This is a genomic window from Desulfosporosinus cupriresistens (assembly GCF_001707885.1).
GTDB lineage: Bacteria > Bacillota > Desulfitobacteriia > Desulfitobacteriales > Desulfitobacteriaceae > Desulfosporosinus.
Map to the genome: position 1 here is coordinate 1 of NZ_MASS01000062.1, position 25,838 is coordinate 25,838.

Consider the following 25,838-nt stretch of genomic DNA (forward strand, 5'->3'; position numbering starts at 1 on the left):
ACAATGGATGTGCAGCTTTACCAACCCTCTCTGTCGGTTCGCTTCAGCTTGGCCAAAAACCCTAACGCTTTTCTGAGAAAAGTAGTGGAGCTAATCCGTCTGGGTACAGGATTCCCGGCGCTCCATAACGATGATATCGGAATCAGAATGCTTATGAACAAGGGGATTCCCCTGAAAGAGGCCTTCGCTTGGAATCCGTGCGGCTGCGTGGAGACCAACCTGGAGGGGAGACTACGCCAGTACACGGCGCTGGCGGACATCAACCTGGGGAGCATGATAGAGTTCACTCTTTTAGATGGCAAAAATAGAAAAAGTGGTAGATATATATCCGCCCGAACGGGGAACCCGCTCTACTTTCAAACCTATGAAGAGTTTCTAACAGCCGTGAAGAAGCAGATTGAATATGCGGTCCGGGCCGTTGTGAAAGGAAGCCATGTCATCGACGAAATCTGCTTGAATCGCCCGGTTCCTGCGCTTTCGTTTTCCTTCAAGGAGTGTATAGAGAGGGCTTCTGACTATGCCTGGGGTGGAGCAAAATACAACACGGGAAACGGTATCATTCTGATCGGTGTAGCGGATTTGATCAACAGTATGGCCGCAGTGCGTCAGATCGTCTATAAGACGAAACAGGCGACTATGGCGCAGCTTCTGGAGGCCTTGGACTCGGATTTTATAGGGTTTGAGGAGTTGCGCAAACTCTGCCTTGATGCGCCTAAGTACGGCAACGATGATCCGCTGGTGGATGATATTGCCGGAGATATGTTTACCTTTATCGCCGACGAAATCGAAAAATACAGCAGTAAATTTGGGCGGATGACTCCCGGGATTCTCCCTGTGTCCGGTAATACACCGTTTGGGCTTATGGTTGGCGCCCTTCCGTCCGGTCGCCAGGCCTGGAAACCGCTGGCCGACGGTATCAGCCCCAGTGGAGGTACTGACTTCAATGGCCCAAGCTCGGTGCTCAAGTCGGTGGCCAATATTCCCCACGCCCGCTTCGTCCAAGGGACTCTGCTGAATATGAAAGTTGAGCCCGCCATGCTCTCCACAGAAAATGGGATAACCCAGATGATGGCCCTGCTGAAAAGCATGTGCAGCCTCGGCGTCTATCATGTGCAATTCAATGTCATTGATCAAGAGAAACTGATCCGGGCTCAGCAAAACCCAGAAGAGCACAAGGGGCTTCTGGTTCGAGTGGCTGGTTATACGGCTTACTTTGTCGAACTTGGCAAAGATGTCCAGGATGAGATCATCGCACGCACAGTTCAACAAGGAAGCTCCGTGGGGTGAGGTTTTGTGCCTCAGAAAGGAATGAACCTTGTTATGAAGCCGAGTATTATGGTGGGTCCTGTACTGAGGATCGAGAGGACATCTATCTACGATGGGCAGGGACTGCGCACTGTGCTCTTTCTCAAGGGGTGCCCGCTCAGATGTCGCTGGTGTTCGACGCCGGAATCGCAGGAAGCGACTCTCCAAAAGGGGTATGCTCGCAACCGTTGCGTGGGCTGCGGAATGTGCGTCCGTTCCTGCCCCGAAGGGGCCCTTACGATGGACGAGGACGGCTTGAAAGTAATTACCGATTCCTCGAAATGCCAGAATTGTTTTGTCTGTGTGGCGAAATGTCTGCAAAGTGCCCATAAAAGATATGGTAGCCTCCTGTCCGTACAGGAAGTGGTACGGGAAATTGTCAAGGATGAGATTTTCTTCTTTCATTCAGGAGGTGGTGTTACGATCAGCGGAGGAGAACCTCTGTGCCAGGCGGATTTTGTTGCGGAGGTTCTGCGGGAGTGCAGAGAGCTGGGAATTCACACGGCGATTGAGACCAGTTTTTACGCTCCCTACGAGAGCATCGCCAAAGTATTGCCTTGGCTCAATGTGCTCTATGTTGATCTCAAACATATGGATAGGAAGTTTCATAAACAGTGGGTTGGTCGGGATAACTCGCTTATTCTCGATAACCTCCGTGAAATTGATCAGACCAGCGAGCCGTTAGAAATTGTCGTGCGTCTTCCCCTCGTTCCCGGTGCCAATGACTCGGATTCTAATCTGTCTGCTACTGCGGAATTCTGCAAATCCCTGAAAAAACTCATTGAGATTGAGCTGTTGCCTTATCATCGCCTTGGTCTGGAAACCTATCGAAATCTGGGAAGAGATTATTTATTGCAGGAACTGGTCCCTCCGTCGTCGGAAAGCATTACGGAACGAGCTAATTTCCTCGCGCTGCAAAATCCAGGCGTTCCAATTCGAGTCGGTAGAGGCTTCTCATAGGCATGATGACTGGTTCGAGGACCTGATTTTAAGATGAATATACATGCTTATGGACACTCATGACTGTTTAGGATAAGGACAACAAGCTGACATCGGAGGGGTGAAATTTGGCTGAGGGTAAAATCATAAATCTTATGAAATATTCTATCCATGATGGACCAGGCATTCGAACAACCGTTTTTTTTAAGGGCTGCCCCCTCAGCTGTCTGTGGTGTCATAATCCAGAAAGTCAGTGCTTAGGTCAAGAGTTAATGTATTGGCCTGAGCGCTGCATTGGCTGTGGGCAATGTTTAGAGATTTGTCCGCATGGCGCAGTGACAGTGATTGCGGGGAAATTGGCATACCGCCGAGATCAATGTCAGGCCTGCGGAGCATGCTGTAAGGTTTGCCATGCGGGGGTAAGAGAACTCGCAGCCAAGACGATGTCCGTTAGAGAAGTCATGGCTGCGATTGAGAAAGATTTAATTTTTTATGACGAATCAGGGGGAGGTGTGACGTTTTCCGGAGGGGAAGCGTTCATGCAACCTGTTTTTCTGTTGGAGCTACTTAAAGAGTGCCGGAAGAAGGAAATCCACACGACCTTAGAGACGTGTGGATACGTAAACCATGAATTATTACACAGGATGAGCGCTTGGGTGGATCTGTTTCTGTATGATGTAAAACTTATGGATAGCCAGAAACACCAAAGTGTTACGGGTGTATCCAATGAACTTATTTTAGCGAATTTGCGTTGGTTGGCCGAGCATCATCCTCAGGTCATTGTCCGAGTACCAATTATTCCGGGAATTAATGATGACCAGGAAACTCTTCAGCAATTGGGAGAGTTTGTGGCATCGTTACAAAGGATCACAGAACTTCATCTGCTCTCCTACCATAAAGCTGGGTCGGATAAGTACCAACGATTGGGTCGGACGTATCAATTGCCAGACCTTCAATCTCCAGACAATGAGCGAATGGGACAGATTAAGGGGCAGCTGGAGCGGTTTGGTCTGAAGGTTAAAATTGGAGGCTGAGAACAATTGAGAATAAGGTTAAGTTAGGTGATTTTACGATTAGAGGAGCGATCTGAGAATGAATGAGCGAGTAGCCATGCTAAGGCAACAAAGTTTAGAGACTGAAGCTTATATTTCCGCTGAAAGGGCGGACTTGATAACAGAATTTTACCGCACGGCAGGGAATTCTTCCGTCCCAGTTCAGCGAGCGTTGGCGTTTAAATATATTATGGAAAGAAAAGAGATCTGTATTAATGCGGGTGAATTAATTATTGGGGAGAGAGGTCCTGCCCCTAAAGCTACTTATACCTATCCTGAGCTCTGCTGTCATAGCCTTGAGGATTTGGATCTTCTGAATTCTCGTCCTAAAATACCGTTTAAAGTCAGCCCAGAAGTTCGTCGAACTTATGAAGAGCGAATTATTCCTTTTTGGGAAGGCAAGTCGATGCGGGACCTTATTTTTTCGGAAATGTCTCAGGAATGGAAAGCTTCCTATGATGCAGGTATTTTTACGGAATTTATGGAGCAGAGAGCACCCGGACATACTGTGCTCGATGATAAAATCTACCGTTTAGGTTTCCTGGACATCATGGCTGAGATCGATGCCCATTTGGCAAAACTCGACTATTTGAACAATGCTGAGGCCTACTATAAGCAGGAAGAACTGCGAGCCATGCGCATTTGTGCTCAAACCATTATCCGGTTGGCCGAGCGACATGCGGAAAAAGCCAGAGAATTAGCCCAGAAGGAAACAGATCTGCTGAGGAAAGAAGAACTGGAGAAAATCGCTGAGATCTGTTCGTACGTCCCTGCTCATGCCCCCCGGAATTTCTGGGAAGCTTTACAGGCCTATTGGTTTGTGCATTTGGGCGTTATCATAGAATTAAATACTTGGGATGCGTTTAATCCTGGTCGTCTGGATCAGCATTTATATCCGTTCTATAAAAAAGAAGTGGCCGAAGGAACTCTTTCCGAGGAACAAGCCAAAGAACTCTTAGAATGTTTTTGGGTAAAGTTTAATAATCAACCAGCTCCGCCTAAAGTTGGTGTAACAGCAGCGGAGAGCGGTACGTATACAGATTTTGCCAACATTAACAGCGGTGGGCTCAAAGCCGATGGTTCGGATGGAGTTAATGAGGTCACCTACTTGGTTCTCGACGTGATCGATGAAATGAGACTCTTACAACCTAGCTCAAACATTCAATTGAGTAAGAAAAACCCAGATCGCTTCTTAAAACGAGCGGCCAGGATTATCAGAAAAGGGTGGGGTCAGCCCTCCGTCTTTAATGCCGATACAGTCGTTGAGGAACTTCTGCGCCAAGGCAAATTGATTGAGGATGCCCGTCAGGGCGGGACCAGCGGGTGTGTGGAAACAGGGGCCTTTGGTAAAGAAAGTTATATTCTAACCGGGTATTTTAACCTGCCTAAGATTTGCGAGTTAGCATTGCATAACGGAATAGACCCCAGAACGGGTCAGCAGTTGGGCGTAAAAACCGGAGACCCTCGCAGCTTTACCTCCTTTGAGGAACTATTTGCGGCTTTTAAAACCCAGCTCCACTACTTTATGGATATTAAAGTTAAAGGAAGCAATATCATCGAGCGACTTTATGCGACCTACATGCCGTCGCCGTTCCTTTCTCTCCTGATTGACGATTGTGTTGCCAAGGCCAAAGATTATAATGACGGAGGGGCTCGTTACAACACGAACTATGTCCAGGGGGTTGGCTTAGGCAGTTTAACCGACACCTTAGCAGGCATCAAGCACCATGTTTTTGATCAGAGGAATCTCACCCTAGACCAGTTACTGCGGGCGTTAGAGGACAATTTCTCTGAGCACGAAGCATTGCGCCAGCAACTGATCAACAAGACACCTCATTTTGGCAATGATGATGACTATGCTGATGAACTGATGGTGGATATTTTTAATGCTTATTATGCTGAAGTGAATGGCCGTCCCAATACCAAGGGTGGTGTCTATCGGGTCAATATGTTGCCGACAACCTGCCATGTTTATTTTGGTTCTGTCTTAGGTGCTACAGCTGAAGGGCGTCGGGCTGGAGAACCTCTTTCGGAGGGGATTTCTCCAGTCCAAGGAACGGATCGCTTAGGTCCGACCGCAGTTATAAAATCTGCCTCCAAGCTAGATCACGCGCGCACCGGGGGGACTCTGCTAAACCTTAAGTTCACTCCCCAAGTCCTTGAAGGGGATGAGGGAATTGAGAAGTTGGCTCAGTTGATCCGCTCGTATTTTAAATTAGGCGGTCATCATATTCAGTTTAACGTGGTCGATGCCCAAACGCTCAGGGCAGCGCAGGCCGAACCGGAAAAACACAGAGACCTAATCGTCCGTGTAGCGGGGTATAGTGATTATTTCTGTGATCTGAGTGAGGCGCTGCAGGAAGAAATTATTAATAGGACGGAACATACGGCGTTCTAAAAGCAATGGATCTAGTAGATTAAGCAAGGGAACCTCTACAGGAAGTGAAAAATGCGAACTTAGAAACAACAAGGAAATGTACTCATTTTTCATGCTCAGTAGCGAGGAGGAAGTGATAATAATGTTAAACTGCCAGGGAATACAATCAATTGAAACAGAAAGATTGATTTTGAGAAAATTTGCTTATTCAGATGCTTTTGATATGCTGAAGTATTGGATAAACGATCCCTTAGTACAATTCATGTATTCTGAACCTATTTATGTGAATAACCAAGAAGTTAGAGCTCTGCTTGATCAATATATGTCATCTTATGAAAAGATAGATTATTATCGTTGGGCAATAATTTTAAAGGAAACGAACGAATGCATTGGACAGGTAGCATTTTTCCTCGTGGATAGTAAAAATCATTTTGGTGAGATAGAATATTGTATTAGTAGGACCTTTCAGAAAAAAGGTCTTGCGACTGAAGCAACAAAAGCTGTTATGAAATTTGGTTTTGAGAACGTTAATTTTCACAAGGTACAAATTTGCCATAAAGAAAACAATATAGCTTCGCAGAAAGTTATTGAGAAATGTGGATTTAAATATGAGGGTACGCTCAGGGATTTCTTTTATCATGATGGCAAATATCTAGATAGGTTATATTATTCCTTGTTAAAAGAAGAATGGAGTTTATTGTGCTAAATACACGAGACGATTTAAGGAGGATACAAAAATGGATAAAATTAATATCGGCGAGAAATTAAATCTTTTCAATGAGTATTGGAGTCCAAAAATATTAGGCGAGGTCAACGAATCCTATGTGAAAATTGCCAAACTTAAGGGTAAATTTTTATGGCACATCCATGAAAACGAAGATGAAATGTTTTATGTTCTAAAAGGACTTTTGATTATCAAGTTCAGGGATAAGGATGTAATAATAAATGAAGGCGAATTTCTAATTATTCCGAAGGGAATTGAACATATGCCAGTTGCTGAAGAAGAAGTACATGTCATGTTAATTGAAGCCAAAACAACGTTAAATACTGGAGATGTAAGAAATGAAAGAACAGTAGACAAACTTGAAAAAATATAGCGGCCCAAGCGTTATAACTAAAGGAAAGAAGGTTGTTAAATTGATGAGAATGCCGTTTCATCCCCCTACCGATTATTACTGCGAACAGTTGGCACCAATCGATGAGCAAATCTGTGGACTTATCTCCAAGCGTAAAGAGCTTTCTGAAAATAATCCAGGTTTTCCGAGTCTCGGGTTAATAACAACATGGTGCCAACGATATGAGCTGAACGAAGCAATGACGCAGAGCATCTTTACAATGCTGTACAATGAGAAAGAGTTTTCGACCCACTTCCAAGTGGAACCCACTGGGTTCCTTAAGTTCGTACCCATTTTAAAATGGGTGGAAATAGACAGTGTTTTGTATTCTGTTACGCACATGAAACAATACGACAATGCCAGTGTAGTTTATATCGAAATTGAAGTTAATAACTCCGAACGATATGTCCGACTGGGACATGCTCGCCTTGATTTGTTTATCTCACCAGAGCATCAATGTCGGCAACATCGAGGCAGCGGGCAAGACAAAGGGATGCAGTATTCTTTTGTGGTAGCACCACGGTTGCCGGATGATCTTACAGGTGTAGAGTTTCGTCTTGACATAAAACCATTTCCTGAAAATCAGGAGATCCTCACAGTAGCTCTCGCGGAAGCTACTGTGAGCATTAAATAAGAAAAATTTAGCTTTACAGTTTAGCTGTTTGCTAACCGTTACCGGTTGTGGTAGGGTTCTGATATCGAATATCGCATAATCCTCTGGATAAGTTCACTAACCTTCAGATGGAATTGCAATTCCACACGAAGTCAGTTTCCTGTATTCCCTTCAGAACGTGGAAGTGATAATTATCGGACGGAGGGTATACAGTATTCTAAGAGCTCTGGTCAGTATAAAGGAGGGAAGACGATTTGAAAAGGCAAATTAGCAAAGCTAACTTTTCCTTAGTAAGTACAGAACTAGAACATTATGAAAGTAGCGGACTTATCACAGGAGAGCAAAAAAACGAGATCTTGGAGATCTATGAAATCAAAGGCGGCCTGAACTTTATTCGGGTTGTGGTTACAATTGGGGCCATCTTAGTGGGCCTTGGGATTTTGAGTTTTATAGCTAGTAACTGGGATGGGATCAGTCATTTAGGCAAACTTCTAATTATCTTTGGAGTTTTCGGCGGAGTGAATCTTGCAGGCTACCTGCTTACAGAAAATTATCCCAAGACAGCTCGGAGTCTTATTTATCTGGGCACGTTGGTTTATGGAGCAGGTATTTTTCTTATAGGACAGATGTATAACTTTGGAGGGGAATTTCCGACGGCGTTTCTTTTGTGGTCTTTGGGCGTAATCCCGATGGCTTTTCAACTTCAGGACAAATATTTAATGCTCTTTGCCAACATCCTGTTCGGGGTCTATCTTAACTCCTCGTACAACCTAGGTTTCCCTTACGCGGGCTGGGTTGGTGTACCAATTGTGTATCTAGCGTTTAACTATTTTGGAAAATCAAAACTTCTGTTGTTTTTTGCCAACCTGACAACCTTAAGCTTTATATTTCAAATCACTCTGAGATATGACGTAAAGGGTTTATACGTCGGCCTCATTTTTTTCTTGATTGGACTTCTGATGTATGGAATAAAACACAATCTAGGGTCCGATATCTTCCGTGTTCAGGGTAACATTTTGTTTGGGGTAACGGGTGTAATTTTGACTATTCCCGAAATATGGGATCTCCTTGTAAGTGTTCAGTCTACACGTTTAGTTAGTATTCTATTTGCACTTGCTTTTCTTGTCTTGCTGTTTGCACTCATCCGAAAGGGAAGTGTTATAAGTCTAATTTTTGTATGTATTACTATTTTCAGGTATTACACAGATACCTTTGCATTTTTACCTAAATCACTGTTTTTTATTGTTGGGGGTCTGCTGCTCCTTGGTTTCGGTTACTACTTTGAACGGATGATCAAAACACCAAAAGGGGGAACACTCGCATGAATAAGCAGAATAAGCATAAGACGTTTTTTCTAGCAGTGTTAATTCCCTTACTTATCCTTCTGGCCCTGACTATTAAACCTCAGGCGACGGTTCTTTTCGGGAAGGAGATCTTGCTTGAAACGAAGGCCATTGACCCAACGGATCTATTTAGGGGGGACTATGTTTCCGTAAGCTTGGCGATCTCAGATATACCCAAGTCAAAGGTGCCCCTATCGATCGATAAGGTAAGCAATAAGAATCTTTATGTAAGCCTAAAACAAGAGGGTAAGTACTATATAGTTGACCAAGTAAGCGAAAATCGACCCAAGCAAGGCGTTTATCTTAAAGGAAAGTTTCAGAATACGTACAATGAGTCCAATGTTTTTCGTGTAGATTACAGTCTGGATAAATATTTTCTGGAACAAGGAAGCGGGAAGGAACTTCAGCAGAGATCCCAGAGCGGAGAACTGGTAGGTACTGTAAGGGTTCTGGGTGGGTATGGGGTTTTGACGAGTATCGCGCCACGCTAGGTGATCTAAATAATCCTAGCTATTAAAAATTGGTTGGCACCCACGAAGACACTGTCTTCGCACGTATTAGCCTCCTTGTTAGCCTTGGCGGAGGCGGTTGCACTTATGTGCTGGACAAGACTCAAACAGGACGTTTGAGGTTAGAGCGCCGCCAAGGATGGCGAGAAGGGACCTTCCAGAAAGTATGGGACCGATAAGTTATTCTTCCTGACCAGAATAAGAAAACCCTCCAGAGCCTTGCGGCTTGGAGGGTTTATTTTTAATCAATCAGCGATTTACCAATTGCTGCGTGTACGTGGTTGATAGCACTCACGGCAATATACTGGTTTGTCACCAGAAGGTTGGAAAGGAACAGTTGTTTCTTTTCCACAAGTAGCACAGATGGCTGGGAACATTTCGCGTTGTTGACGACCATAACCGCCGCCACCGCCTTGATTTCTGTTTTGTGCTTTTTTGGCAGCACGGCACTCTGGGCAACGTCCAGGTTCATTAGTGAACCCCTTTTCAGCATAGAACTCTTGCTCTGATGCTGTAAACTCGAAATCACGACCACAATCTTTGCAATTTAAAACTTTGTCATTGAACATTATAAAAAACCTCCACTAAAATATTACCCGCGCTACATGGCAAGTTCACCAACTTCTTCCCGGAGCCTTAGGTAATAGAGAAGGTTTGCTTAAATCCACTAGTTTTAACGAGCTTATATCAGTATAACTAAAAAAAACATTGTTGTCAAATCATTATTCTTAAGCATACATTTTTTCTAGTAAAACCTTAACATCCTCATTTTCCAGATACTCATCGAACGTCAATTGGCGATCTAGGAGTCCTTTCGGTGTAATCTCAATGATACGGTTAGCAATCGTCTGGACAAACTGGTGATCTTGAGATACAAACAAGATGTTCCCATCATGGTTCGTTAGAGAATTGTTCAGAGCCGTGATGGATTCCATATCCAGGTGATTCGTGGGCTCGTCTAATAAAAGGACATTGGCGCCACTTAGCATCATTCTGGAAAGCATGCAGCGTACCTTTTCCCCCCCGGAAAGAACGCGGGCCGATTTCAGGGATTCGTCTCCAGAGAAAAGCATTCTCCCCAGAAATCCGCGGACAAACGATTCATCGGGGTCTTTAGAAAATTGTCTAAGCCACTCGACAAGATTAAGATCCGTATCAAAATAAGGAGAGTTATCTTGAGGAAAATAGGCTTGGGTCGTTGTAATTCCCCAGTTGATCTCCCCTTGGTCCGGGATAATTTCCCCCATAAGAACTTTAAATAAAGTTGTCTTAGCATAGCCGTCAGGGCCAACAAAGGCGATCTTATCTCCTTTATTCATCATAAACGAGATGTTGTCTAGTACTTTGGTACCATCAACACTAACCGTCAAGTCCTTGACAGTTAAAATATTGTTGCCTGCTTCTCTGTCAGGTGTAAAGGCGATATAGGGATATTTACGGGAGGAGGGTTTAATGTCATCCAGCGTCAGCTTATCGAGCTGTTTTTTACGAGAGGTTGCTTGTTTCGCTTTTGAAGCATTGGAGCTAAAGCGTTGAATAAATTTTTGCAGCTCTTCAATTTTATCTTCTTTTTTACGATTAGCTTCGCGCATGAGTCTTAAAGCCAGTTGACTTGACTCATACCAGAAATCATAGTTACCCACGTAGAGTTGGATCTTCCCGAAGTCGATGTCAGCGATATGCGTGCAGACTTTATTTAAAAAATGCCGGTCATGCGAGACAACGATGACCGTATTTTCGTAATTATAGAGGAAGTTTTCCAGCCAGGCAATCGATGTTAAGTCAAGATGGTTGGTTGGCTCATCGAGGAGGAGAATATTGGGATTGCCAAAGAGAGCTTGAGCAAGTAAAACGCGAACTTTTTCATTGCCACTCAGTTCTTTCATTTTGCGGCTCTGCAGATCCTTGCCGATTCCCAGTCCCATTAATAGTTCAGAGGCTTCGGCTTCAGCTTGCCAACCATTGAGCTCAGCAAAATCTCCTTCAAGTATGGAGGCCCTTATGCCATCTTCTTCTGAAAAATCCGGTTTGGCATAAAGCGCGTCTTTCTCTTCCATTATTTCATATAACCGGGCATGCCCCATGATCACAGTATTCAGCACTTCGAATTCTTCAAACTCGAAGTGATCTTGCTTTAGGACTCCTATCCGCTCGCCAGGCGTTAGAATGACTTCTCCAGTAGAAGAGTCTATTTCACCGGATAATATTTTTAAGAAGGTTGATTTACCTGCGCCATTGGCTCCAATTAAACCGTAACAGTTACCGGGCAGAAATTTTACGTTAACATCTTCAAATAAGGCTCTTTTACCAAATCTTAAGGTTAACCCACTAGTACTTATCATTATAATCGTTCCTTTATTATAGATTTACTTATATTCAAGAATATAGTATATCATTTTATCACCAGAAGGTATAGGTTGATAATAATTGGGTCTGAAGAATTGAGCAAGCCCTCTACCTTCAATCAATGGTAGAGGGCTAAAACTTGGGATTACATAGTTGCTGAGGCCCCTATGTTTTTGGGAATTTTAGTGAATCGAGTTCGTTTCAGTCTCCTGCAAGAGACTTCTTAGAACTAGAACTCCTGACATTGTTTTGGGAAACCCAGCGCTAGGAGCCACTAAGAGAATAGCGTGTTCAATTTCTTCCTTTGTACAGCCGCTACTTAAGGCCTTTAAAATATGAGTTCTGAGCGCCCGAGGATATTGGCATTCTGTGGAGAGCGCAACTTTAATTAACCAGCAAGTTTTTTCATCGAGCGGGCCGCCTTCTTCGTGGACTAAACGACCGTACTTCTCATAGGCCTTATAAATACTCTCATGATGCTCCGTAAAATACTTTAAATTGATTTCCGTACTGTCTATGTTATCAAAATAGTCGTCCATATGAGGTGTGCTCCTTACTGTTTTTGAACATTATTCTCCAGTATAAGGCGCTTTATTCATAATCTAAGACCCAAGGATATCACTGTTTGCGTTGCTGTTCGCAAATAAGTTAGAATGGATTTAAAAAATAAGGGGGGAGAACATATGCCGAAAATAGAAATAGAACTTAAAAAGGAAGTCCGAGAAGAACTAATTGAATCCATTAAGAGGTATTTCTGGAGCGAAAGGGATGAGGAAATAACTCGCTTAGGTGCAGAGTTGTTGCTGGACTTTATTGTTAATGAAATTGGACCTTACCTATATAACCGAGGAATCGAGGATTCCTATAAATATATGAACGAACGGATCGAGGATTTACTGGGTCTTGAGAAACGGCCTAGGTAAAGAGATTATGCAACGTATGAGGGAGAGATTTAGTTGAGTCTGTTGCGTTCATTCCCACCTATAGTAGAAGAACAATCACGCGTCCTGATCCTAGGGTCTATGCCGGGGGTGGAATCCCTTAGATTACAGCAGTATTATGCCAATCCTAGAAACCAATTTTGGAAAATAATCTTCGCCCTCTTTGACTTGGAACCGGTTGAGGAATATGAAGAGCGAACTCGTTTTTTAAGAAGTCAGCGCATTGCTTTATGGGATGTCATCAAAATGTGTTCCAGGGAAGGAAGTCTTGATTCGAAGATCAGAGAAGAACAGGTGAACGATTTTAGCAGTCTGTTTAAGAAATATCCCCAGATCAAAGCAGTAATGTTCAATGGGGGCAAAGCCTTCGAGACTTATAAAAAGTGGATAGGGTTCAGTGCGCCTGAGAATGTGACGTTTCATAAACTTACATCGACTAGTCCAGCGAATACTAAGAAGTACGAAGAGAAGTTGAGGGAGTGGTGTGTTCTCCGTAATCTTCTAGAGGGCGCTACAGATCTTTAAGACTGATCTGTCCCTCAATCCAATCAACAAATTGGCGAGCAGTTCTTGCAGAGCGACCATTATACCAGAGTGCCCACTGTAAGGCTTCTTTGTGCAGTATATCTCGTTCAAGGTTCAGATTTCTTCGCACAGCAATTCCATCGACTATGTCCAGATACTTGGTTTGATTGGGTGATGTGAACACAACATTGATGCCAAATCGATCGGCTAAGGAGAGTTTTTCCTGCATTGTGTCTCCTGCATGAACTTCTTCAGCGGGGTTGTTAGACTGTAAGCCTGCTCTTTCCTGGAAATATTCCTTAACTAAATGCCTGCGGTTAGAGGTGGCATAGATGAGAATATTGGGTGTTTTACTTTCTAAACCACCCTCGAGTACGGCTTTCAGCGAAGTATAGTTTTCCTCATTATCGCCAAATACCAGATCATCAACGTAAAGGATAAATCTTTGAGTTCGATTTTTTAACTGCCGAATAATTAAGGGGAAATCAGCCAGATAGGCCTTAGGGATCTCCAACATGCGTAGGCCCTGGTTATGGTATTCATTAAGGATGGCCTTAACGGTTGAAGATTTCCCGCTGCCTCGATCTCCATAGAGAAGAACGTTATTGGCAGGGAAGCCCTTCAAGAATTGAAGAGTATTTTCGATAACTCTTGAACGTTCATTTTGATACTCTACTAACTCGTCTAAAGTGATCGGGTCGGGACTTTCAATTCCTCGAATGTAACCTGAGCCATCAATTCTTTCCCAAACAAAGGCAAAATAGCGGGCGAATAATCCGCATCCGTAGTGTCTGTGGAAATTTTTGAGATCTTCTATACAGTCAGACCAACGGTCGCTGGCCCTGAAGCATTCTTTTATGTGGTCTAAATGGTTTGAGGGGTCAAGAGAATCGCTTTCTAAAACCCACTCAGGAAGTTCCTCAAGGAGAGAATGATCGTTATCATTTTGGAATAGTTCAGCTAGGTGGGCTTTAACCGAAGTAGAATCAAGCTGAGAGATGAGTTGAAGACTGTTCAAATCCTGAGCGGCTACTTTCTCAATGACCCTATTAGAACTCTTAAGTGGCATTGCTTGTTGTTGAAAAGTGAATGGATTTTCATCAAAAATTATTTGGTCGAGAAGATAATCTTTAAGCGACATGGTAGTGCTTTTCTTTGCCAGTTCAAAGTAAAATTCATGGTAGCTGTTGATTACCTCTCTTAGTCCATCGTTCGTTTCGTCTAAAGAAATAAGGAGTTCCTTTAACTTGTTAATTAAGCTATCCTTTAAAAGTCCTCTGTAAATTGAAAGAGAATCCAATGCTAGTAATGTAGGCGATATTTTGCTGTGTTCCATAATAATCCCTCCAATAACCAAGTATAGCATTGGAGTAATTAATAGGAAAGTTAGGAGCGCAAAATAGAAGCTCACTCCAGTTCCCTGGTAACATGTTAATAAATTGAGGATTATTCATCTTTCTACTTGGGGGTAGCCAAACGACATATTCCAGGATGTGGTAATAATTACTTGGGTGGTGTATAATGCTGATAAGAATTAAGATGGAGTTGTTTAATGTCAAGGGATATCATACTTTTGAGGAAAGGAGACAAAGATATGAGTAAGTCAAGTGGAGAGCAGGTACCTAAATATACATATTTTGACTACGTAACATGGCCATCTGACAACCCTATTGAGTTAATTGACGGGGTACCCTATGCAATGACACCTGGTCCTTCTAGAATCCATCAGAAGATAAGTGTAGAATTAGTTCGGCAGATTGCCAACTATTTGCGTAAAAAAACATGTGAAGTATATGCAGCTCCATTTGATGTCCGATTGACAGGCGACGATGAGGCTGATGAGGAGACAAAAAATGTTATCCAACCAGATATTTCAATTGTCTGTAGTCAGGAAAAATTAGACGATAAGGGGTGTAAAGGGACTCCTGATCTAATCATGGAAATTGTCTCCCCCTCAAGCATTGCGATGGATTATATTAGGAAATTAAACTTATACGAGAAGCATTCAGTCCGTGAATATTGGATAATTCACCCCATAGACAAAATAATAATGGTTTATACGCTCATAGAAAATGGTAAGTATGCAAGGCCTAAAGTTTATCAAATAGAAGAAGTAATTAAGATCAGCATTTTTGACGATTTATCTATTTCTTTGGCCGAAGTATTTGGAGGATAAGCATTTGTTAGAACCAGAAAAACAGTATGAAAAAAGAAAAGCGTATTATAATCGGCGGTTAGAAAACCTAACTCAGACGATCAACCGTTTAAGCAATATAAGACTTGTGATGTTCCTTGCTGGCAGTGGGCTGGCCGTATTTTTTTATTGGACTCATCGTACTTCGTTGAGCATAAGCACTGTTGCTATTACCGTTATTACGTTTGTAGCCTTAGTTATTTGGCACCAAACCTTAAGACAACGCCAAAGTTACCTGCGGTTGCTTTATGAAGGTTACGATCAAGCCTTGAAGCGTCTCGCTGGCGAATGGAAATCCTTCTTAGATTCAGGTGAGGACTTCAAAGATCCAGCTCACCCTTATTCGGGCGATCTCGATCTTTTTGGTTTAGGCTCATTGTTTCAATGGATTAATACAGCCAGGACGTTTAGGGGAAGGGAAGCTCTGAAAGAGAGGTTGTCCGAGTCTCCAGTGGAAATCGGTGAGATTACCGAAAGACAAGAAGCAATCAAGGAGATGGCGAGAAATCTAGCTTGGCGCCAGCGCTTTTTAGCGGACGCCAGCATGACAAAGCGTACGTTGAGCTCTCCAAAAGGCATGATTGAATGGGCCAAGACATTTGATGCTACCTATCTGCGCCTTGAAGTACTCATTTTAGCTCGAGCGCTGCCGCTCATAACGATACTATTTTTATTCCTTTATTTTGGGACCTCGAGAGTTTCTTTTTGGTACCCACTGACGGGTTGTTTAATTCAGACGCTCATACTTTTGTTGGGAAAGCAAAGAGGCAAAGTGCTCAATGCAGTTTATGCTTATAAGGAAAGTATTAAAGTTTATGAAAAAATGTTAGAGAGGTTTGAAAAGCGATCATTTCAAGCGCAGCACCTGCGGTCTCTAAAAAAGGGCTTACGTGATCGTGAAGGCAAGTCTGCTTCGGAACAAATCAGAAAACTAGCGAGACTGGCCGATTTAATAGCGAATCGCAGTAACGCGATGTTCTTAGTTATTAATATCTTAACGCTGTGGGATATCCAATGCATGATTGCTTTGGAATCCTGGAAAGAAAGATCGGGTCGATCGCTCAATCGGTGGGTGGATACGATCGGCGAATTGGAGGCCCTAGCCAGTTTGTCAATCATTCACTTCGATCACCAAGCTTGGAGATACCCGGAACTAATTGCGGAAAATCCGGGAATCGTCGCCGTTAAAATGGGACACCCGCTTCTAAGGGAGTCAGTTTGCAATGATTTATCGATTGAAAAGCAGTCTGGAATATTGTTAATAACGGGTTCCAATATGTCAGGAAAGAGCACATTACTGCGGACGGTGGGTATTAATCTTGTGTTGGCCTATGCAGGGGCGCCAGTTTATGCTCAGTCCTTTAGGTGTTCGCTGTTTCAGATTTATACTTGTATGCGCGTAAGTGATAACCTTGGAGAAAATATCTCTTCATTCTACGCAGAATTATTGCGAATCAAACAGATTGTCATTGCTTCGAAGACAGCAGACAAAAAAATCTTCTTCCTCTTAGATGAAATCTTTAAAGGGACAAATTCGCAGGATCGTCACGCCGGAGCCAAGGTTTTAATTCGGCAACTGAGTAAAGCGGGCTCGATGGGAATGGTATCTACCCATGATTTGGAATTAGGAGAGCTAGAACGAGAAAGCGCTCGCAAGATTCGAAACTATCATTTCCGAGAGTATTATCAAGACGATCAGATTCGGTTTGACTATAGACTTAGGACTGGGATTTCCACGACTCGCAATGCTATGTATCTGATCAAAATGGCTGGAATTGATGTGGAGGGGGAGGGTACCCTGTGATTATTGTCAGCGCGTGTTTGCTTGGGCTGAATACGAAATACGATGGTAAAGCAAATGCCCATGCCTTGATCCAGAAATACAGTTCTCAGGGAAAATTCATCCCGGTTTGTCCAGAACAGCTAGGCGGGTTGACTACTCCCCGGTTTCCGGTAGAAATTATTACTGGGACAGGGCAGGATGTCCTGGCCGGACGATGTGTGGTCAAAGGGGAGCAGGGGGAAGACGTTACTCAACAATTCATCCAAGGTGCAATGGAAACGATCAAGATTGTAGAAATGGTTAAAGTAACTGCGGCAATCCTTAAAGAACGAAGTCCTTCCTGTGGAGTGAACACCATTTATGATGGAACCTTTACCCATCGAATATTACTTGGGCAGGGGGTAACCGCTGCCATCCTAAAAGAGTCTAATATCCCTATTTATTCGGAAGAGGAACTGACTGAAGAGAATTTAATCAAGTTATTAGGCAATGACACATAATGAGCAAAATGATGATGCCTTAAACTTTAAGGATTATGCATCAATAACACGGCACCAAATATCTTCGTTTGGTGCTGTGTTATTTTACATAGGTCATATACCCTCTTTTTCGTCGTAAACCAGACATTAATAATGTCGTGTAGCTTTCATTCCTTTGTTCTTAATTATTGTAAAATAGCAATTATTTATTACAGAATTGTTTGTAGAACTAACCACAACCATTCCATAAATCATTTTAAAAGAGGTGAACTTCAATTAGTTAGACGCTTTAAGCTTGAGCATAATATAAGCCTCGAAGAGAGATATTTTTCTTCGAGGCTAATTTGTCCACTAATTTTTAACACAGAACAAAGTTTCAACGGTGAAATTTGCTTAATCCAGCCTAATAGATAGCTGGTTTTTTATTGCGGTTAAAAAATAGAGAAGTCTGATAATTTGAGTCATTCAGGAGCTGGGGGGAGATTTTATATGTCTATAAGGATCAAACGTTCCATGTCAATTAAGACCCGAATTACCCTTTTAGCTGCTGTGGTGGTCATTGTTGTGGTGGCAGCGTTATCAGGGGCAAGCCTATGGAATGCCCAGAAGCTACTTAAAACGAGTGAGCTCCAAACAGAGAAACTTGTAGATCAGGGAATACAAGATGAATTTCTTAATCGCCTGGAACGTGCTAAGTCTTTGGCTCTATCGATGACCATGAATCCGGATGTGGCTAAGGCTTTAGCAGAACAGGATCGGGTTACCCTCGCGCGGCTAGTTCAACCGGTTTTTGAAGTGATCAAGCAAGAAGGCTTCAGCCAACTCCAGTTTCATCTATCACCGGCCGTTTCATTCTATCGAGCCCATTCACCCAACAAATTCGGAGATGATCTTTCGAAAATTCGACCTACGGTCGTGGCGGCCAACAAAGAGCATAAGATGGTGGAAGGGCTGGAAGAGGGTGTCGAGGGATATGGATTTCGAGTGGTAGTACCCGTCAAGTATCAAGATCAGTGGGTGGGTAGTGCTGAATATGGAATGAATTTCGGTGATGACTTTTTAAGAACCTTACAGAAAAAGAACCCTGGGGACTATTTTATCTATCTTCTTGATCCAGCAACGTCAATGGTCAAAAACGTGAAGGAGAATGGAGGACTTTTAGCGGGAACCGGTCCGGATGATTTCCCAGTATCGCAAAATTCGCTGCAAGCACTCGTCACGGGCACAACTCAATTTACGGTGAGCGAGGACGGTCAGTTCAATATTTTGCTTATTCCTTTTAAAAACTATCAAGGGGAAGTAAAGGGCTATATTAAGACTGTGCTCTCCCGGCAAGGCGTAATTGAAGAGTTAAACTCCTTAAAACTGTGGGTCTTCATGGTGGGGTTACTGGTGCTTTTCTTTGGTGTGGTTTCAGGTTATTTTGTTTCTCTAACCTTTACCCGACCACTGATTCAGTTAGCAGAAGATGCAGAGGTTTTAGCCACTGGTAACTTAAACATTGCCATTAAGACAGGTTGGTATGGGGAGTTAGATATCCTGGCCAATTCCATGAAAAAGATGCTGGATAATACCAAAGAAATATGTTTCTCAATTAACCAAGCAATAGCCCAGGTAGAGGATTCAACGAGGGAAATTTCAAGCGCAACCGACCAGACCTCACAAGGAGCAGACCAAGTGGCCTTGAGTGTCACTCAGGTAGCCGGTGGTGCTCAAAAAATTGCCCAGAGTACGAGTGAGATGGGTGTGCAAAGTGAAGGGATCAATCAAAGCGTCCAAATCTTGGCCGATCATATGGAACGCGTCGCCGGCAGTACTTCTGACGTAGCTGAACGGACACTGCGTGGCGAAGAAATCATGAAAGACTTGGCAGACAAGATGCGAATCTTCGCTTCTAAAGTCGCGGAGATCCAGACTGCAAGCCATATTCTCACCGAGCAGACGGGGCAAATTCGCGGGATTACGCAGATTATTACTGGGATTTCTGAGCAGACCAATCTCCTCGCCCTTAATGCAGCGATTGAGGCGGCTCGCGCTGGGGAAGCCGGTCGAGGATTTGCAGTAGTGGCTGAAGAAGTTCGCAAACTAGCTGAAGGTTCCAGGCAAAGTGCCTCTCAAATCGCAGGTTTGATCGATCAAGTGACTCTGAATGTTGAGAATTCCGCCCGAGCTTCAGAAGAAGCGGTCTGTCTGATCGAGGAACAATCAGGAATCGGAGATCGGGCCTTGGGGCAATTTATGGAGATTTCTCAGGGAACGCAAACAGTCTCTCACCTTCTGGGAGTAATGGAGGGAGAGGTGCAAGGGGTTGTTCGGATGGGGCAGGCCATAACTAAGTCAGTCTCTGAGATCGTGGGTATGACCCAAGAGGATGCTGCCTCCGCAGAAGAAATTGCCGCTTCAACAGAGGAAATGAGTGCAACGGTCAGTATGATTCGAGATAGGGCACGGCAGTTAATTTTATTGATGGATGAATTGAAGGTCCAAAGTAAGCGGTTTGAAATTTGAAGTTAAGTTTTTAATCATGTATAATTTAAACTCAGGAAATTCTTAAACCCTCAATGGGACATTTTGAGGAGGATTAACATGCAATCGGTAACAGTTAAGGAAATTTACAGAGAGACGGACCGGTTTCTCAATCAGGCGGTAGAGCTATCCGGTTGGGTACGGACGGTACGCTCCTCCAAAGCGTTTGGTTTTATTGAAATCAATGACGGAAGCTTCTTTGAAAACATTCAAGTGGTTTTTGAAGATAGTCTTGCCAACTTTGCGGAGATTGGAAAGTTAACGATTAGTTCTGCCTTACGTATTCAAGGAACGCTGGTTGCTTCACCTGGAGCGAAACAACCGTTTGAATTGAAAGCAGAACAGATCGAGGTGCTTGCCCTGGCCGCAGCAGATTATCCGCTGCAAAAAAAGAGGCATACCTTTGAATATTTACGAACGATTGCGCATTTACGTCCCAGAACGAATACGTTTGTAGCTGTCTTTCGCGTGCGTTCTGTTGTTGCCTACGCGATTCATAAGTTCTTTCAGGAAAAAGGCTATGTTTATGTGCATACTCCAATTATTACGGGAAGCGATGCCGAGGGTGCCGGGGAAATGTTTAGGGTGACGGCTCTAGATATGGCTAAACCTCCTCTGGACGAAGATGGTGATGTCGATTTTTCCAAAGATTTTTTTGGTCGAATGGCGAGTCTTACGGTTAGTGGCCAGCTCAATGTTGAGACGTACTGTATGGCCTTCCGCAACGTTTATACGTTTGGTCCCACGTTTCGAGCTGAAAATTCTAATACTGCGAGACATGCGGCAGAATTTTGGATGATCGAACCGGAGATCGCTTTCGCCGATCTTGCGGACAACATGAACCTAGCTGAAGAGTTGATGAAATTTGTTATCCAGTATGCCATGGACAATGCGCCCGAAGAAATGGCGTTCTTTAATAACTTTGTCGATAAGACTTTGTTTGATCGTCTAGAAAATATCTTAGGCTCTGAATTTGGGCATATCACTTATACTGAAGCTGTAGAGCTGTTGGAAAAGGAAAATCCTAACTTTGAGTACCCTGTACAGTGGGGAACCGATCTTCAAACTGAGCATGAGCGCTACCTGACAGAAAAAATCTTCAAAAAACCAGTTTTCGTTTCGGATTATCCGAAAGGAATTAAGGCGTTCTATATGAGGCTTAATGATGATGATAAAACTGTAGCGGCCATGGATTTGCTAGTTCCTGGGGTTGGCGAAATTATTGGGGGAAGCCAACGGGAAGAACGCTTAGAGGTATTGCAAAACCGAATGAAGGAATCCAAGTTGAACGAAGAGGATTACGGCTGGTATCTGGATATTCGAAGGTATGGTGGCGTGAAACATGCTGGGTTCGGGCTTGGTTTTGAACGTGTGATCATGTATTTAACCGGAATGTCAAATATCCGAGATGTCGTATCTTTTCCGAGAACAGCGAACTCTTGCGAGTTTTAATAGCTAAGTTTAATTCGTTCCTAGTCCTAGCTCTTAAAGGCAAGATCTCAAGGTGAAGGTTGTATCAAGACAGATGTATTAATTTGGTACATCTGTTTTATTATGCTACGCCCAAGAGAAAGGCCTTTGAGTGGGCAGTTACGAATTTTTGACAAACAGTGTATAATAGGAGAGCTGCTCTGGATGATCTGGTTCCTGGGGTGGAGAAATTCTTGGCTGAAACCGACGTGAATAACGCTTTAAGGTATTGCAAAACCGAATGAAGGAATCTGGACAGGACGAAGTGGTTGACGGTTGGCATCGTTATTTTTTACCGAGAAAATCAATACTTGCCAAGTCTATATATGGCGAATTATTTTAATAGAGCGGCCTAGGCTGCTCTATTTCATTTTCAGCCATAAATTTTTCATATACCAGTCATAGCAACAGTGGAGCGTACAGGTATGTTATAATATGTACAAGAAGTGAGGTGGAGTGGTAATGTATCGGTTGGATGAATTGAATCCAGTGCAACGCAAAGCTGCTGAGCACAAAGAAGGGCCACTTCTAATTCTTGCGGGTGCAGGGTCGGGGAAGACTCGTGTGCTTACCTATAGAATTGCCCATTTAATTGCTCAGGGAATAGAACCCAGTGCTATATTAGCGATTACGTTCACGAACAAAGCGGCTAAAGAGATGCGGGAGCGGGTGATGACACTCGTAGGCAGTGAGGGAAATGGATTATGGGTTACAACATTTCACTCAGCTTGTGTCCGCATTCTACGACGCGAAATTGATAATTTGTCAGGGTATAACCGGAATTTTGTTATTTATGATACAGGGGACCAACAGTCTCTACTCAAAGCATGTTTAAAAGAACACAATTATGATGAAAAGAAATTCCCTGTGCGCAGTGTGGCGGCAGTTATTAGTGATGCCAAAAACAAACTTCAAGACCCTGATGAGTTTTCCTATAAAGCAACAGATTATTTTCAGCAAAAAGTCGTTGACATCTACAAATCGTATCAGAATAAGCTTAAGAGCAATAATGCTCTTGATTTTGACGATATAATCATGCTCACGGTTCAGCTGTTTCAGCAAAGCGATCATGTCTATCGGTATTATCAAGATAAATTCCGCTATATTATGGTGGACGAGTATCAAGATACAAATCATGCTCAGTATATGCTGATTAAACTTTTAGCCAGTGAATATCGTAATCTCTGTGTCGTTGGCGATGATGATCAGTCGGTCTATGGATGGCGCGGGGCGGATATCCAAAATATTCTCGATTTTGAGCGGGATTATCCAGAGGCGAGAGTCATTAAACTCGAACAAAATTATCGTTCGACGCAAAAGATTCTCGAAGCTGCTAATGCCGTGGTTAAGAATAACGAATCGCGTAAAGAAAAGTCTCTCTGGACAGAAAACTCAGAAGGGCAGGCTGTTGTCTGTTATGTAGGGTCTGACGAGCGAGATGAAGCAGCCTATGTCGCTAATCGAATTAAACGTTTACATGAGTTAGAAGGTCGCCCGTTTAATGATTTCGCCATCCTTTATCGGACGAATGCCCAGTCGCGGGCGCTAGAAGAACGTCTGATGAAGGATACTATGCCGTATCGTATTTTTTCAGGGCTGAAATTTTATCAACGTATGGAAATCAAGGACATCTTAGCCTATCTAAGAGTCTTGTATAATCCAGCGGATCAAGTGAGTTTTGCTCGTGTGCTCAATGTGCCTAAGCGTGGTCTCGGGGAAAGCAGCCTGCAAAAGGTATTAGAGTATGCCAATGAACAAGGAATGCCTGTACTAGACGCGATTTTAGAAGCAGAGTATATTCCCGAATTATCGACACGCGCTAAGAAACCATTAATCGCGTTTGCCCACCTGATGCAGGGCTTGCAGAACATTGCTCGTGAGTCGAGTGTATCGGCCTTAGTGGAAGAGATTCTGAACAAGACAGGGTACAAAGTGATCCTTGAGGCAGAGAATACGCCCGAAGCTGAGACTCGTCTGGAAAACTTGCTGGAGTTTCTCTCAGTAACGGCTGAGTATGATGCGAAAGCTGCTCAAGCCGCGCAAAATGCCTTGAATGATGGTGTTGAAGAGGATGAGACCGTCCCGGGCTTGAGTGGATTCTTAGAGCAGGTTTCTTTGGTTGCTGATATTGACGAATTAGACCAAGCAGAAGAAGCTGTAGCGTTAATGACGATGCATAGTGCCAAGGGGTTAGAATTCCCAGTCGTTTTCGTAGTAGGAATGGAAGATGGGATTTTCCCCAGTAGCCGTTCCCTCATGGAGCCGATTGTTTTAGAAGAGGAACGCCGACTTTGTTATGTCGCCATCACTCGCGCGAGAGAGAAACTATACCTGTGTAATACAGAGATGCGGATGCTCTATGGTAAGACGCAGTACAATCATCCCTCTCGTTTTTTGATGGAGATTCCGTCAGATTTAATGACGGACATAGACCCACTTGATCCGCCGAAACGTCGTCCCACTGCTCCGTCTAAACCGACACGGAGACGGGATGCCATTCCTTTGGGTTCAGGTTCGTGGGAAAAAGATTTTGGTAGTACTCTAGTCATTAAAGGGGGTGAGGCGCATCAGGTAGGAGAAAAAGTGGAGCATGCGACGTTTGGTCGAGGGATTATTGTCTCCATTAAGGGAGAGGGAAATCAGGCGGAACTGACGATTGTTTTTGACAGTGGAATTAAAAAATTGATGGCTGAATATGCCAAGTTAACCAAACTGTGAGATTTTTATACCAAGGTTAATTAGTATTCGTTTCAGGTGGGTCCCTTCTCGCCATCACGGCGCTTTGCCATCCTGCAAGAAGGCTAATACGTGCGAAGACAGTGTCTTCGGGCAGCGCTCTAATCTCGAACGTCCTGTTCGAGTCTTGGCTACAGGGACACATCCGTGGCCAGCGCATCAGTGGCAACTAAGGCTCCGCCTTCGCTTGGCTCGGCGCCAGCCAAGTTTTCTATATCCGAGGTGCATTTCAAGGATTATGAAAAGAAAAATTGTGAAAAAGAAAGGTTTAGGTGTTAAATATGTCAGATAAAATTTATGTTGTTGGACACAAAAGCCCAGATACAGATTCAGTTTGCTCAGCGATCGCTTTAGCTAAATTAAAAGAACTTACCGGAACTGCCAATGTTGTTCCTTGCTCCGCTGGAAAACTCAACAAAGAAACTGAGTATGTCCTCAATTATTATGGAGTCGCTATTCCTGAAGTATTAGAGTCCGTAGAACCAAAACAAAAATTGATCCTCGTTGACCACAATGAGTATGGTCAAGCTGTTGCTGGCGCAGATCAAGCTCAACTCGTGCAAATTGTTGACCATCACAAAGTCGGTGGATTTCAAACTTCAGAACCCCTTTATGTTCGCATCGAGCCAGTTGGTTCCACCTGTACAATCATTGCTGAAGCTTTCAAGGAAGCTGGCTTAGTTCCTGAAAAAGCTATTGCTGGGATTTTACTCGCAGCTATTCTTTCCGATACCGTTATTTTCAAATCTCCTACCTGCACTGAGCTGGATAAGACCATTGCTGCTGAGCTCGCTGCTATTGCCGGAGTTGAACCTAAGGCTTGGGGCATTGAAATGTTTAAAGCTTCTTCCAACATTGCAGATCGTACTCCTCAAAGCATGATTGAAGAAGATCTCAAAGCCTTCACCATGGGACCTCACAAAGTTGGCGTTGGCCAAGTTAGCTTAATGGGTATGGATGGATTTGAAGACGTTCGGGCAAACTTAACAGCAGCCATTGAAGCACATCGTGTAGCTCAAGAAATGAAATATCTCTGCTTGATGGTCACCGATATTTTAACAGATTATACAGAGTTGATCGTTAAAGGTGACAACCCAGAAGAAGTAGCTAAAGCTTTCGGCAAAGAAATCGTCAATGGCAGCGTTGCACTTCCGGGCGTTCTTTCCCGTAAGAAACAAGTTGTACCACAAATGACAACATATTTCGCAGGTTAATTTTTATTAGTAGGCGATAAGTGATGAGTTAACAACTTGTATTTATGGGAAAAATAGTATTGCTAAGTCATTAATTATAAAGCCTTCTTTTATTGTAATACGATAAGTACAGTAACGTTAAAGAGGGGAATCGGAGGAATTTCAGTGCAGGATGAATTCGAGCGCGCAGCATGGTTGCGGAAAGAATTAAATGACGCAAACAAGCAGTATTATGAGCTTGACCAGCCTCGTATAACCGATGCGGAATACGATGCTCTCCTGCGAGAGTTGCTGGAGCTGGAAGCAAACCATCCGGACTGGGTTACTCCGGATTCTCCGACTCAACGTGTAGGGGGAGAGGTCGCCAAAGAGTACGTTAAAGTACGGCATTT

At 43.5% G+C, this 25,838-nt stretch carries 23 protein-coding genes; 19 read left to right on the forward strand and 4 right to left on the reverse strand.

The window, feature by feature from the left end; translation table 11 throughout:
- From DSBG_RS18210 to DSBG_RS18250, 9 genes are all read left to right on the forward strand, one after another.
- On the forward strand, positions 1 to 1,287 hold a 1,287-nt coding region (locus tag DSBG_RS18210), incomplete at its 5' end, for a pyruvate formate lyase family protein (RefSeq protein ID WP_282434230.1).
- A 6-nt stretch (positions 1,288 to 1,293) separates the two neighbouring features.
- Positions 1,294 to 2,265: a glycyl-radical enzyme activating protein gene (locus DSBG_RS18215; RefSeq protein WP_242877740.1), complete on the forward strand. Its 972-nt coding sequence runs from the start codon at positions 1,294 to 1,296 to the stop codon at positions 2,263 to 2,265.
- Positions 2,266 to 2,372: 107 nt separating this feature from the next.
- Positions 2,373 to 3,278 (forward strand): glycyl-radical enzyme activating protein, encoded by a 906-nt coding sequence (locus DSBG_RS18220; protein WP_083236960.1) that lies wholly within the window; start codon positions 2,373 to 2,375, stop codon positions 3,276 to 3,278.
- A gap of 58 nt (positions 3,279 to 3,336) precedes the next feature.
- Positions 3,337 to 5,694: a trans-4-hydroxy-L-proline dehydratase gene (gene hypD, locus DSBG_RS18225; protein WP_068965911.1), complete on the forward strand. Its 2,358-nt coding sequence runs from the start codon at positions 3,337 to 3,339 to the stop codon at positions 5,692 to 5,694.
- Positions 5,695 to 5,815: 121 nt separating this feature from the next.
- Entirely contained in the window at positions 5,816 to 6,379 is a 564-nt protein-coding gene (locus DSBG_RS18230; protein WP_068965913.1) for a GNAT family N-acetyltransferase, read from the forward strand.
- 31 nt (positions 6,380 to 6,410) lie between these two features.
- Positions 6,411 to 6,770 (forward strand): cupin domain-containing protein, encoded by a 360-nt coding sequence (locus tag DSBG_RS18235; RefSeq protein WP_068965915.1) that lies wholly within the window; start codon positions 6,411 to 6,413, stop codon positions 6,768 to 6,770.
- A gap of 43 nt (positions 6,771 to 6,813) precedes the next feature.
- On the forward strand, positions 6,814 to 7,422 hold the full coding sequence (locus tag DSBG_RS18240) for a hypothetical protein (protein ID WP_068965945.1): 609 nt from the start codon (positions 6,814 to 6,816) through the stop codon (positions 7,420 to 7,422).
- Between the two features lie 233 nt (positions 7,423 to 7,655).
- Positions 7,656 to 8,726 carry a DUF2157 domain-containing protein gene (locus tag DSBG_RS18245; protein ID WP_068965917.1) on the forward strand — a complete coding sequence of 357 codons (1,071 nt, stop codon included), beginning with the start codon at positions 7,656 to 7,658 and terminating at the stop codon, positions 8,724 to 8,726.
- Positions 8,723 to 9,235, forward strand: coding sequence for a GDYXXLXY domain-containing protein (locus tag DSBG_RS18250; protein WP_068965919.1), 513 nt, complete (start codon positions 8,723 to 8,725; stop codon positions 9,233 to 9,235). Before DSBG_RS18245 ends, DSBG_RS18250 begins: the two co-directional genes overlap by 4 nt.
- 275 nt (positions 9,236 to 9,510) lie before the next feature.
- Here DSBG_RS18250 and DSBG_RS18255 read toward each other — a convergent pair whose 3' ends face one another.
- The 3 genes from DSBG_RS18255 to DSBG_RS18265 all read right to left on the reverse strand — a co-directional run bounded on the left by DSBG_RS18255 (position 9,511) and on the right by DSBG_RS18265 (position 12,138).
- Positions 9,511 to 9,822, reverse strand: coding sequence for a zinc-ribbon domain containing protein (locus tag DSBG_RS18255; protein WP_040413404.1), 312 nt, complete (start codon positions 9,820 to 9,822; stop codon positions 9,511 to 9,513).
- A 159-nt stretch (positions 9,823 to 9,981) separates the two neighbouring features.
- Positions 9,982 to 11,595 (reverse strand): ABC-F family ATP-binding cassette domain-containing protein, encoded by a 1,614-nt coding sequence (locus DSBG_RS18260; protein ID WP_068965921.1) that lies wholly within the window; start codon positions 11,593 to 11,595, stop codon positions 9,982 to 9,984.
- Between the two features lie 186 nt (positions 11,596 to 11,781).
- Positions 11,782 to 12,138 carry a carboxymuconolactone decarboxylase family protein gene (locus tag DSBG_RS18265; RefSeq protein WP_068965923.1) on the reverse strand — a complete coding sequence of 119 codons (357 nt, stop codon included), beginning with the start codon at positions 12,136 to 12,138 and terminating at the stop codon, positions 11,782 to 11,784.
- Positions 12,139 to 12,282: 144 nt separating this feature from the next.
- On the opposite strand from DSBG_RS18265, the gene DSBG_RS18270 reads away from it, so the two are divergent.
- Positions 12,283 to 12,522 carry a DUF2164 domain-containing protein gene (locus DSBG_RS18270; RefSeq protein WP_068965925.1) on the forward strand — a complete coding sequence of 80 codons (240 nt, stop codon included), beginning with the start codon at positions 12,283 to 12,285 and terminating at the stop codon, positions 12,520 to 12,522.
- A gap of 33 nt (positions 12,523 to 12,555) precedes the next feature.
- Complete coding sequence (locus DSBG_RS18275) at positions 12,556 to 13,065, forward strand: DNA-deoxyinosine glycosylase (protein ID WP_068965927.1); 510 nt, start codon at positions 12,556 to 12,558, stop codon at positions 13,063 to 13,065.
- Here DSBG_RS18275 and DSBG_RS18280 read toward each other — a convergent pair.
- Positions 13,052 to 14,401 (reverse strand): ATP-binding protein, encoded by a 1,350-nt coding sequence (locus DSBG_RS18280; RefSeq protein ID WP_068965929.1) that lies wholly within the window; start codon positions 14,399 to 14,401, stop codon positions 13,052 to 13,054. The two genes, DSBG_RS18275 and DSBG_RS18280, sit on opposite strands and share 14 nt — an antisense overlap.
- Before the next feature lie 258 nt (positions 14,402 to 14,659).
- Between DSBG_RS18280 and DSBG_RS18285 the strand changes: the two genes are divergently transcribed.
- The 8 genes from DSBG_RS18285 to DSBG_RS18320 all read left to right on the forward strand — a co-directional run.
- Positions 14,660 to 15,241 (forward strand): Uma2 family endonuclease, encoded by a 582-nt coding sequence (locus DSBG_RS18285; protein WP_068965947.1) that lies wholly within the window; start codon positions 14,660 to 14,662, stop codon positions 15,239 to 15,241.
- A gap of 4 nt (positions 15,242 to 15,245) precedes the next feature.
- Entirely contained in the window at positions 15,246 to 17,063 is a 1,818-nt protein-coding gene (locus DSBG_RS18290) for a MutS family DNA mismatch repair protein (protein WP_068965931.1), read from the forward strand.
- Positions 17,060 to 17,542, forward strand: a complete 483-nt coding sequence (locus DSBG_RS18295; protein ID WP_068965933.1) for a 2-thiouracil desulfurase family protein — start codon at positions 17,060 to 17,062, stop codon at positions 17,540 to 17,542. The genes DSBG_RS18290 and DSBG_RS18295 overlap by 4 nt, the downstream gene beginning before the upstream one ends.
- A 468-nt stretch (positions 17,543 to 18,010) precedes the next feature.
- On the forward strand, positions 18,011 to 20,029 hold the full coding sequence (locus DSBG_RS18300; RefSeq protein ID WP_068965935.1) for a methyl-accepting chemotaxis protein: 2,019 nt from the start codon (positions 18,011 to 18,013) through the stop codon (positions 20,027 to 20,029).
- A 78-nt stretch (positions 20,030 to 20,107) separates the two neighbouring features.
- On the forward strand, positions 20,108 to 21,499 hold the full coding sequence (gene asnS, locus DSBG_RS18305) for an asparagine--tRNA ligase (RefSeq protein WP_068965937.1): 1,392 nt from the start codon (positions 20,108 to 20,110) through the stop codon (positions 21,497 to 21,499).
- 480 nt (positions 21,500 to 21,979) lie between these two features.
- Positions 21,980 to 24,235 carry a DNA helicase PcrA gene (gene pcrA, locus DSBG_RS18310; RefSeq protein ID WP_068965938.1) on the forward strand — a complete coding sequence of 752 codons (2,256 nt, stop codon included), beginning with the start codon at positions 21,980 to 21,982 and terminating at the stop codon, positions 24,233 to 24,235.
- Between the two features lie 299 nt (positions 24,236 to 24,534).
- Positions 24,535 to 25,467, forward strand: coding sequence for a manganese-dependent inorganic pyrophosphatase (locus DSBG_RS18315; RefSeq protein WP_068965939.1), 933 nt, complete (start codon positions 24,535 to 24,537; stop codon positions 25,465 to 25,467).
- A 144-nt stretch (positions 25,468 to 25,611) separates the two neighbouring features.
- The coding region (locus DSBG_RS18320; protein ID WP_491005792.1) for a DNA ligase LigA-related protein at positions 25,612 to 25,838 on the forward strand (227 nt) is incomplete at its 3' end.

Bases quoted from the DNA above. Each gene is read 5' to 3' on its own strand.
- hypD (WP_068965911.1), top strand. From the start codon at position 3,337: ATGAATGAGCGAGTAGCCATGCTAAGGCAACAAAGTTTAGAGACTGAA.
- DSBG_RS18230 (WP_068965913.1), top strand. From the start codon at position 5,816: ATGTTAAACTGCCAGGGAATACAATCAATTGAAACAGAAAGATTGATT.
- DSBG_RS18235 (WP_068965915.1), top strand. From the start codon at position 6,411: ATGGATAAAATTAATATCGGCGAGAAATTAAATCTTTTCAATGAGTAT.
- DSBG_RS18240 (WP_068965945.1), top strand. From the start codon at position 6,814: ATGAGAATGCCGTTTCATCCCCCTACCGATTATTACTGCGAACAGTTG.
- DSBG_RS18250 (WP_068965919.1), top strand. From the start codon at position 8,723: ATGAATAAGCAGAATAAGCATAAGACGTTTTTTCTAGCAGTGTTAATT.
- DSBG_RS18255 (WP_040413404.1), bottom strand. From the start codon at position 9,822: ATGTTCAATGACAAAGTTTTAAATTGCAAAGATTGTGGTCGTGATTTC.
- DSBG_RS18260 (WP_068965921.1), bottom strand. From the start codon at position 11,595: ATGATAAGTACTAGTGGGTTAACCTTAAGATTTGGTAAAAGAGCCTTA.
- DSBG_RS18265 (WP_068965923.1), bottom strand. From the start codon at position 12,138: ATGGACGACTATTTTGATAACATAGACAGTACGGAAATCAATTTAAAG.
- DSBG_RS18270 (WP_068965925.1), top strand. From the start codon at position 12,283: ATGCCGAAAATAGAAATAGAACTTAAAAAGGAAGTCCGAGAAGAACTA.
- DSBG_RS18280 (WP_068965929.1), bottom strand. From the start codon at position 14,401: ATGGAACACAGCAAAATATCGCCTACATTACTAGCATTGGATTCTCTT.
- DSBG_RS18285 (WP_068965947.1), top strand. From the start codon at position 14,660: ATGAGTAAGTCAAGTGGAGAGCAGGTACCTAAATATACATATTTTGAC.
- DSBG_RS18300 (WP_068965935.1), top strand. From the start codon at position 18,011: ATGTCTATAAGGATCAAACGTTCCATGTCAATTAAGACCCGAATTACC.
- asnS (WP_068965937.1), top strand. From the start codon at position 20,108: ATGCAATCGGTAACAGTTAAGGAAATTTACAGAGAGACGGACCGGTTT.
- pcrA (WP_068965938.1), top strand. From the start codon at position 21,980: ATGTATCGGTTGGATGAATTGAATCCAGTGCAACGCAAAGCTGCTGAG.
- DSBG_RS18315 (WP_068965939.1), top strand. From the start codon at position 24,535: ATGTCAGATAAAATTTATGTTGTTGGACACAAAAGCCCAGATACAGAT.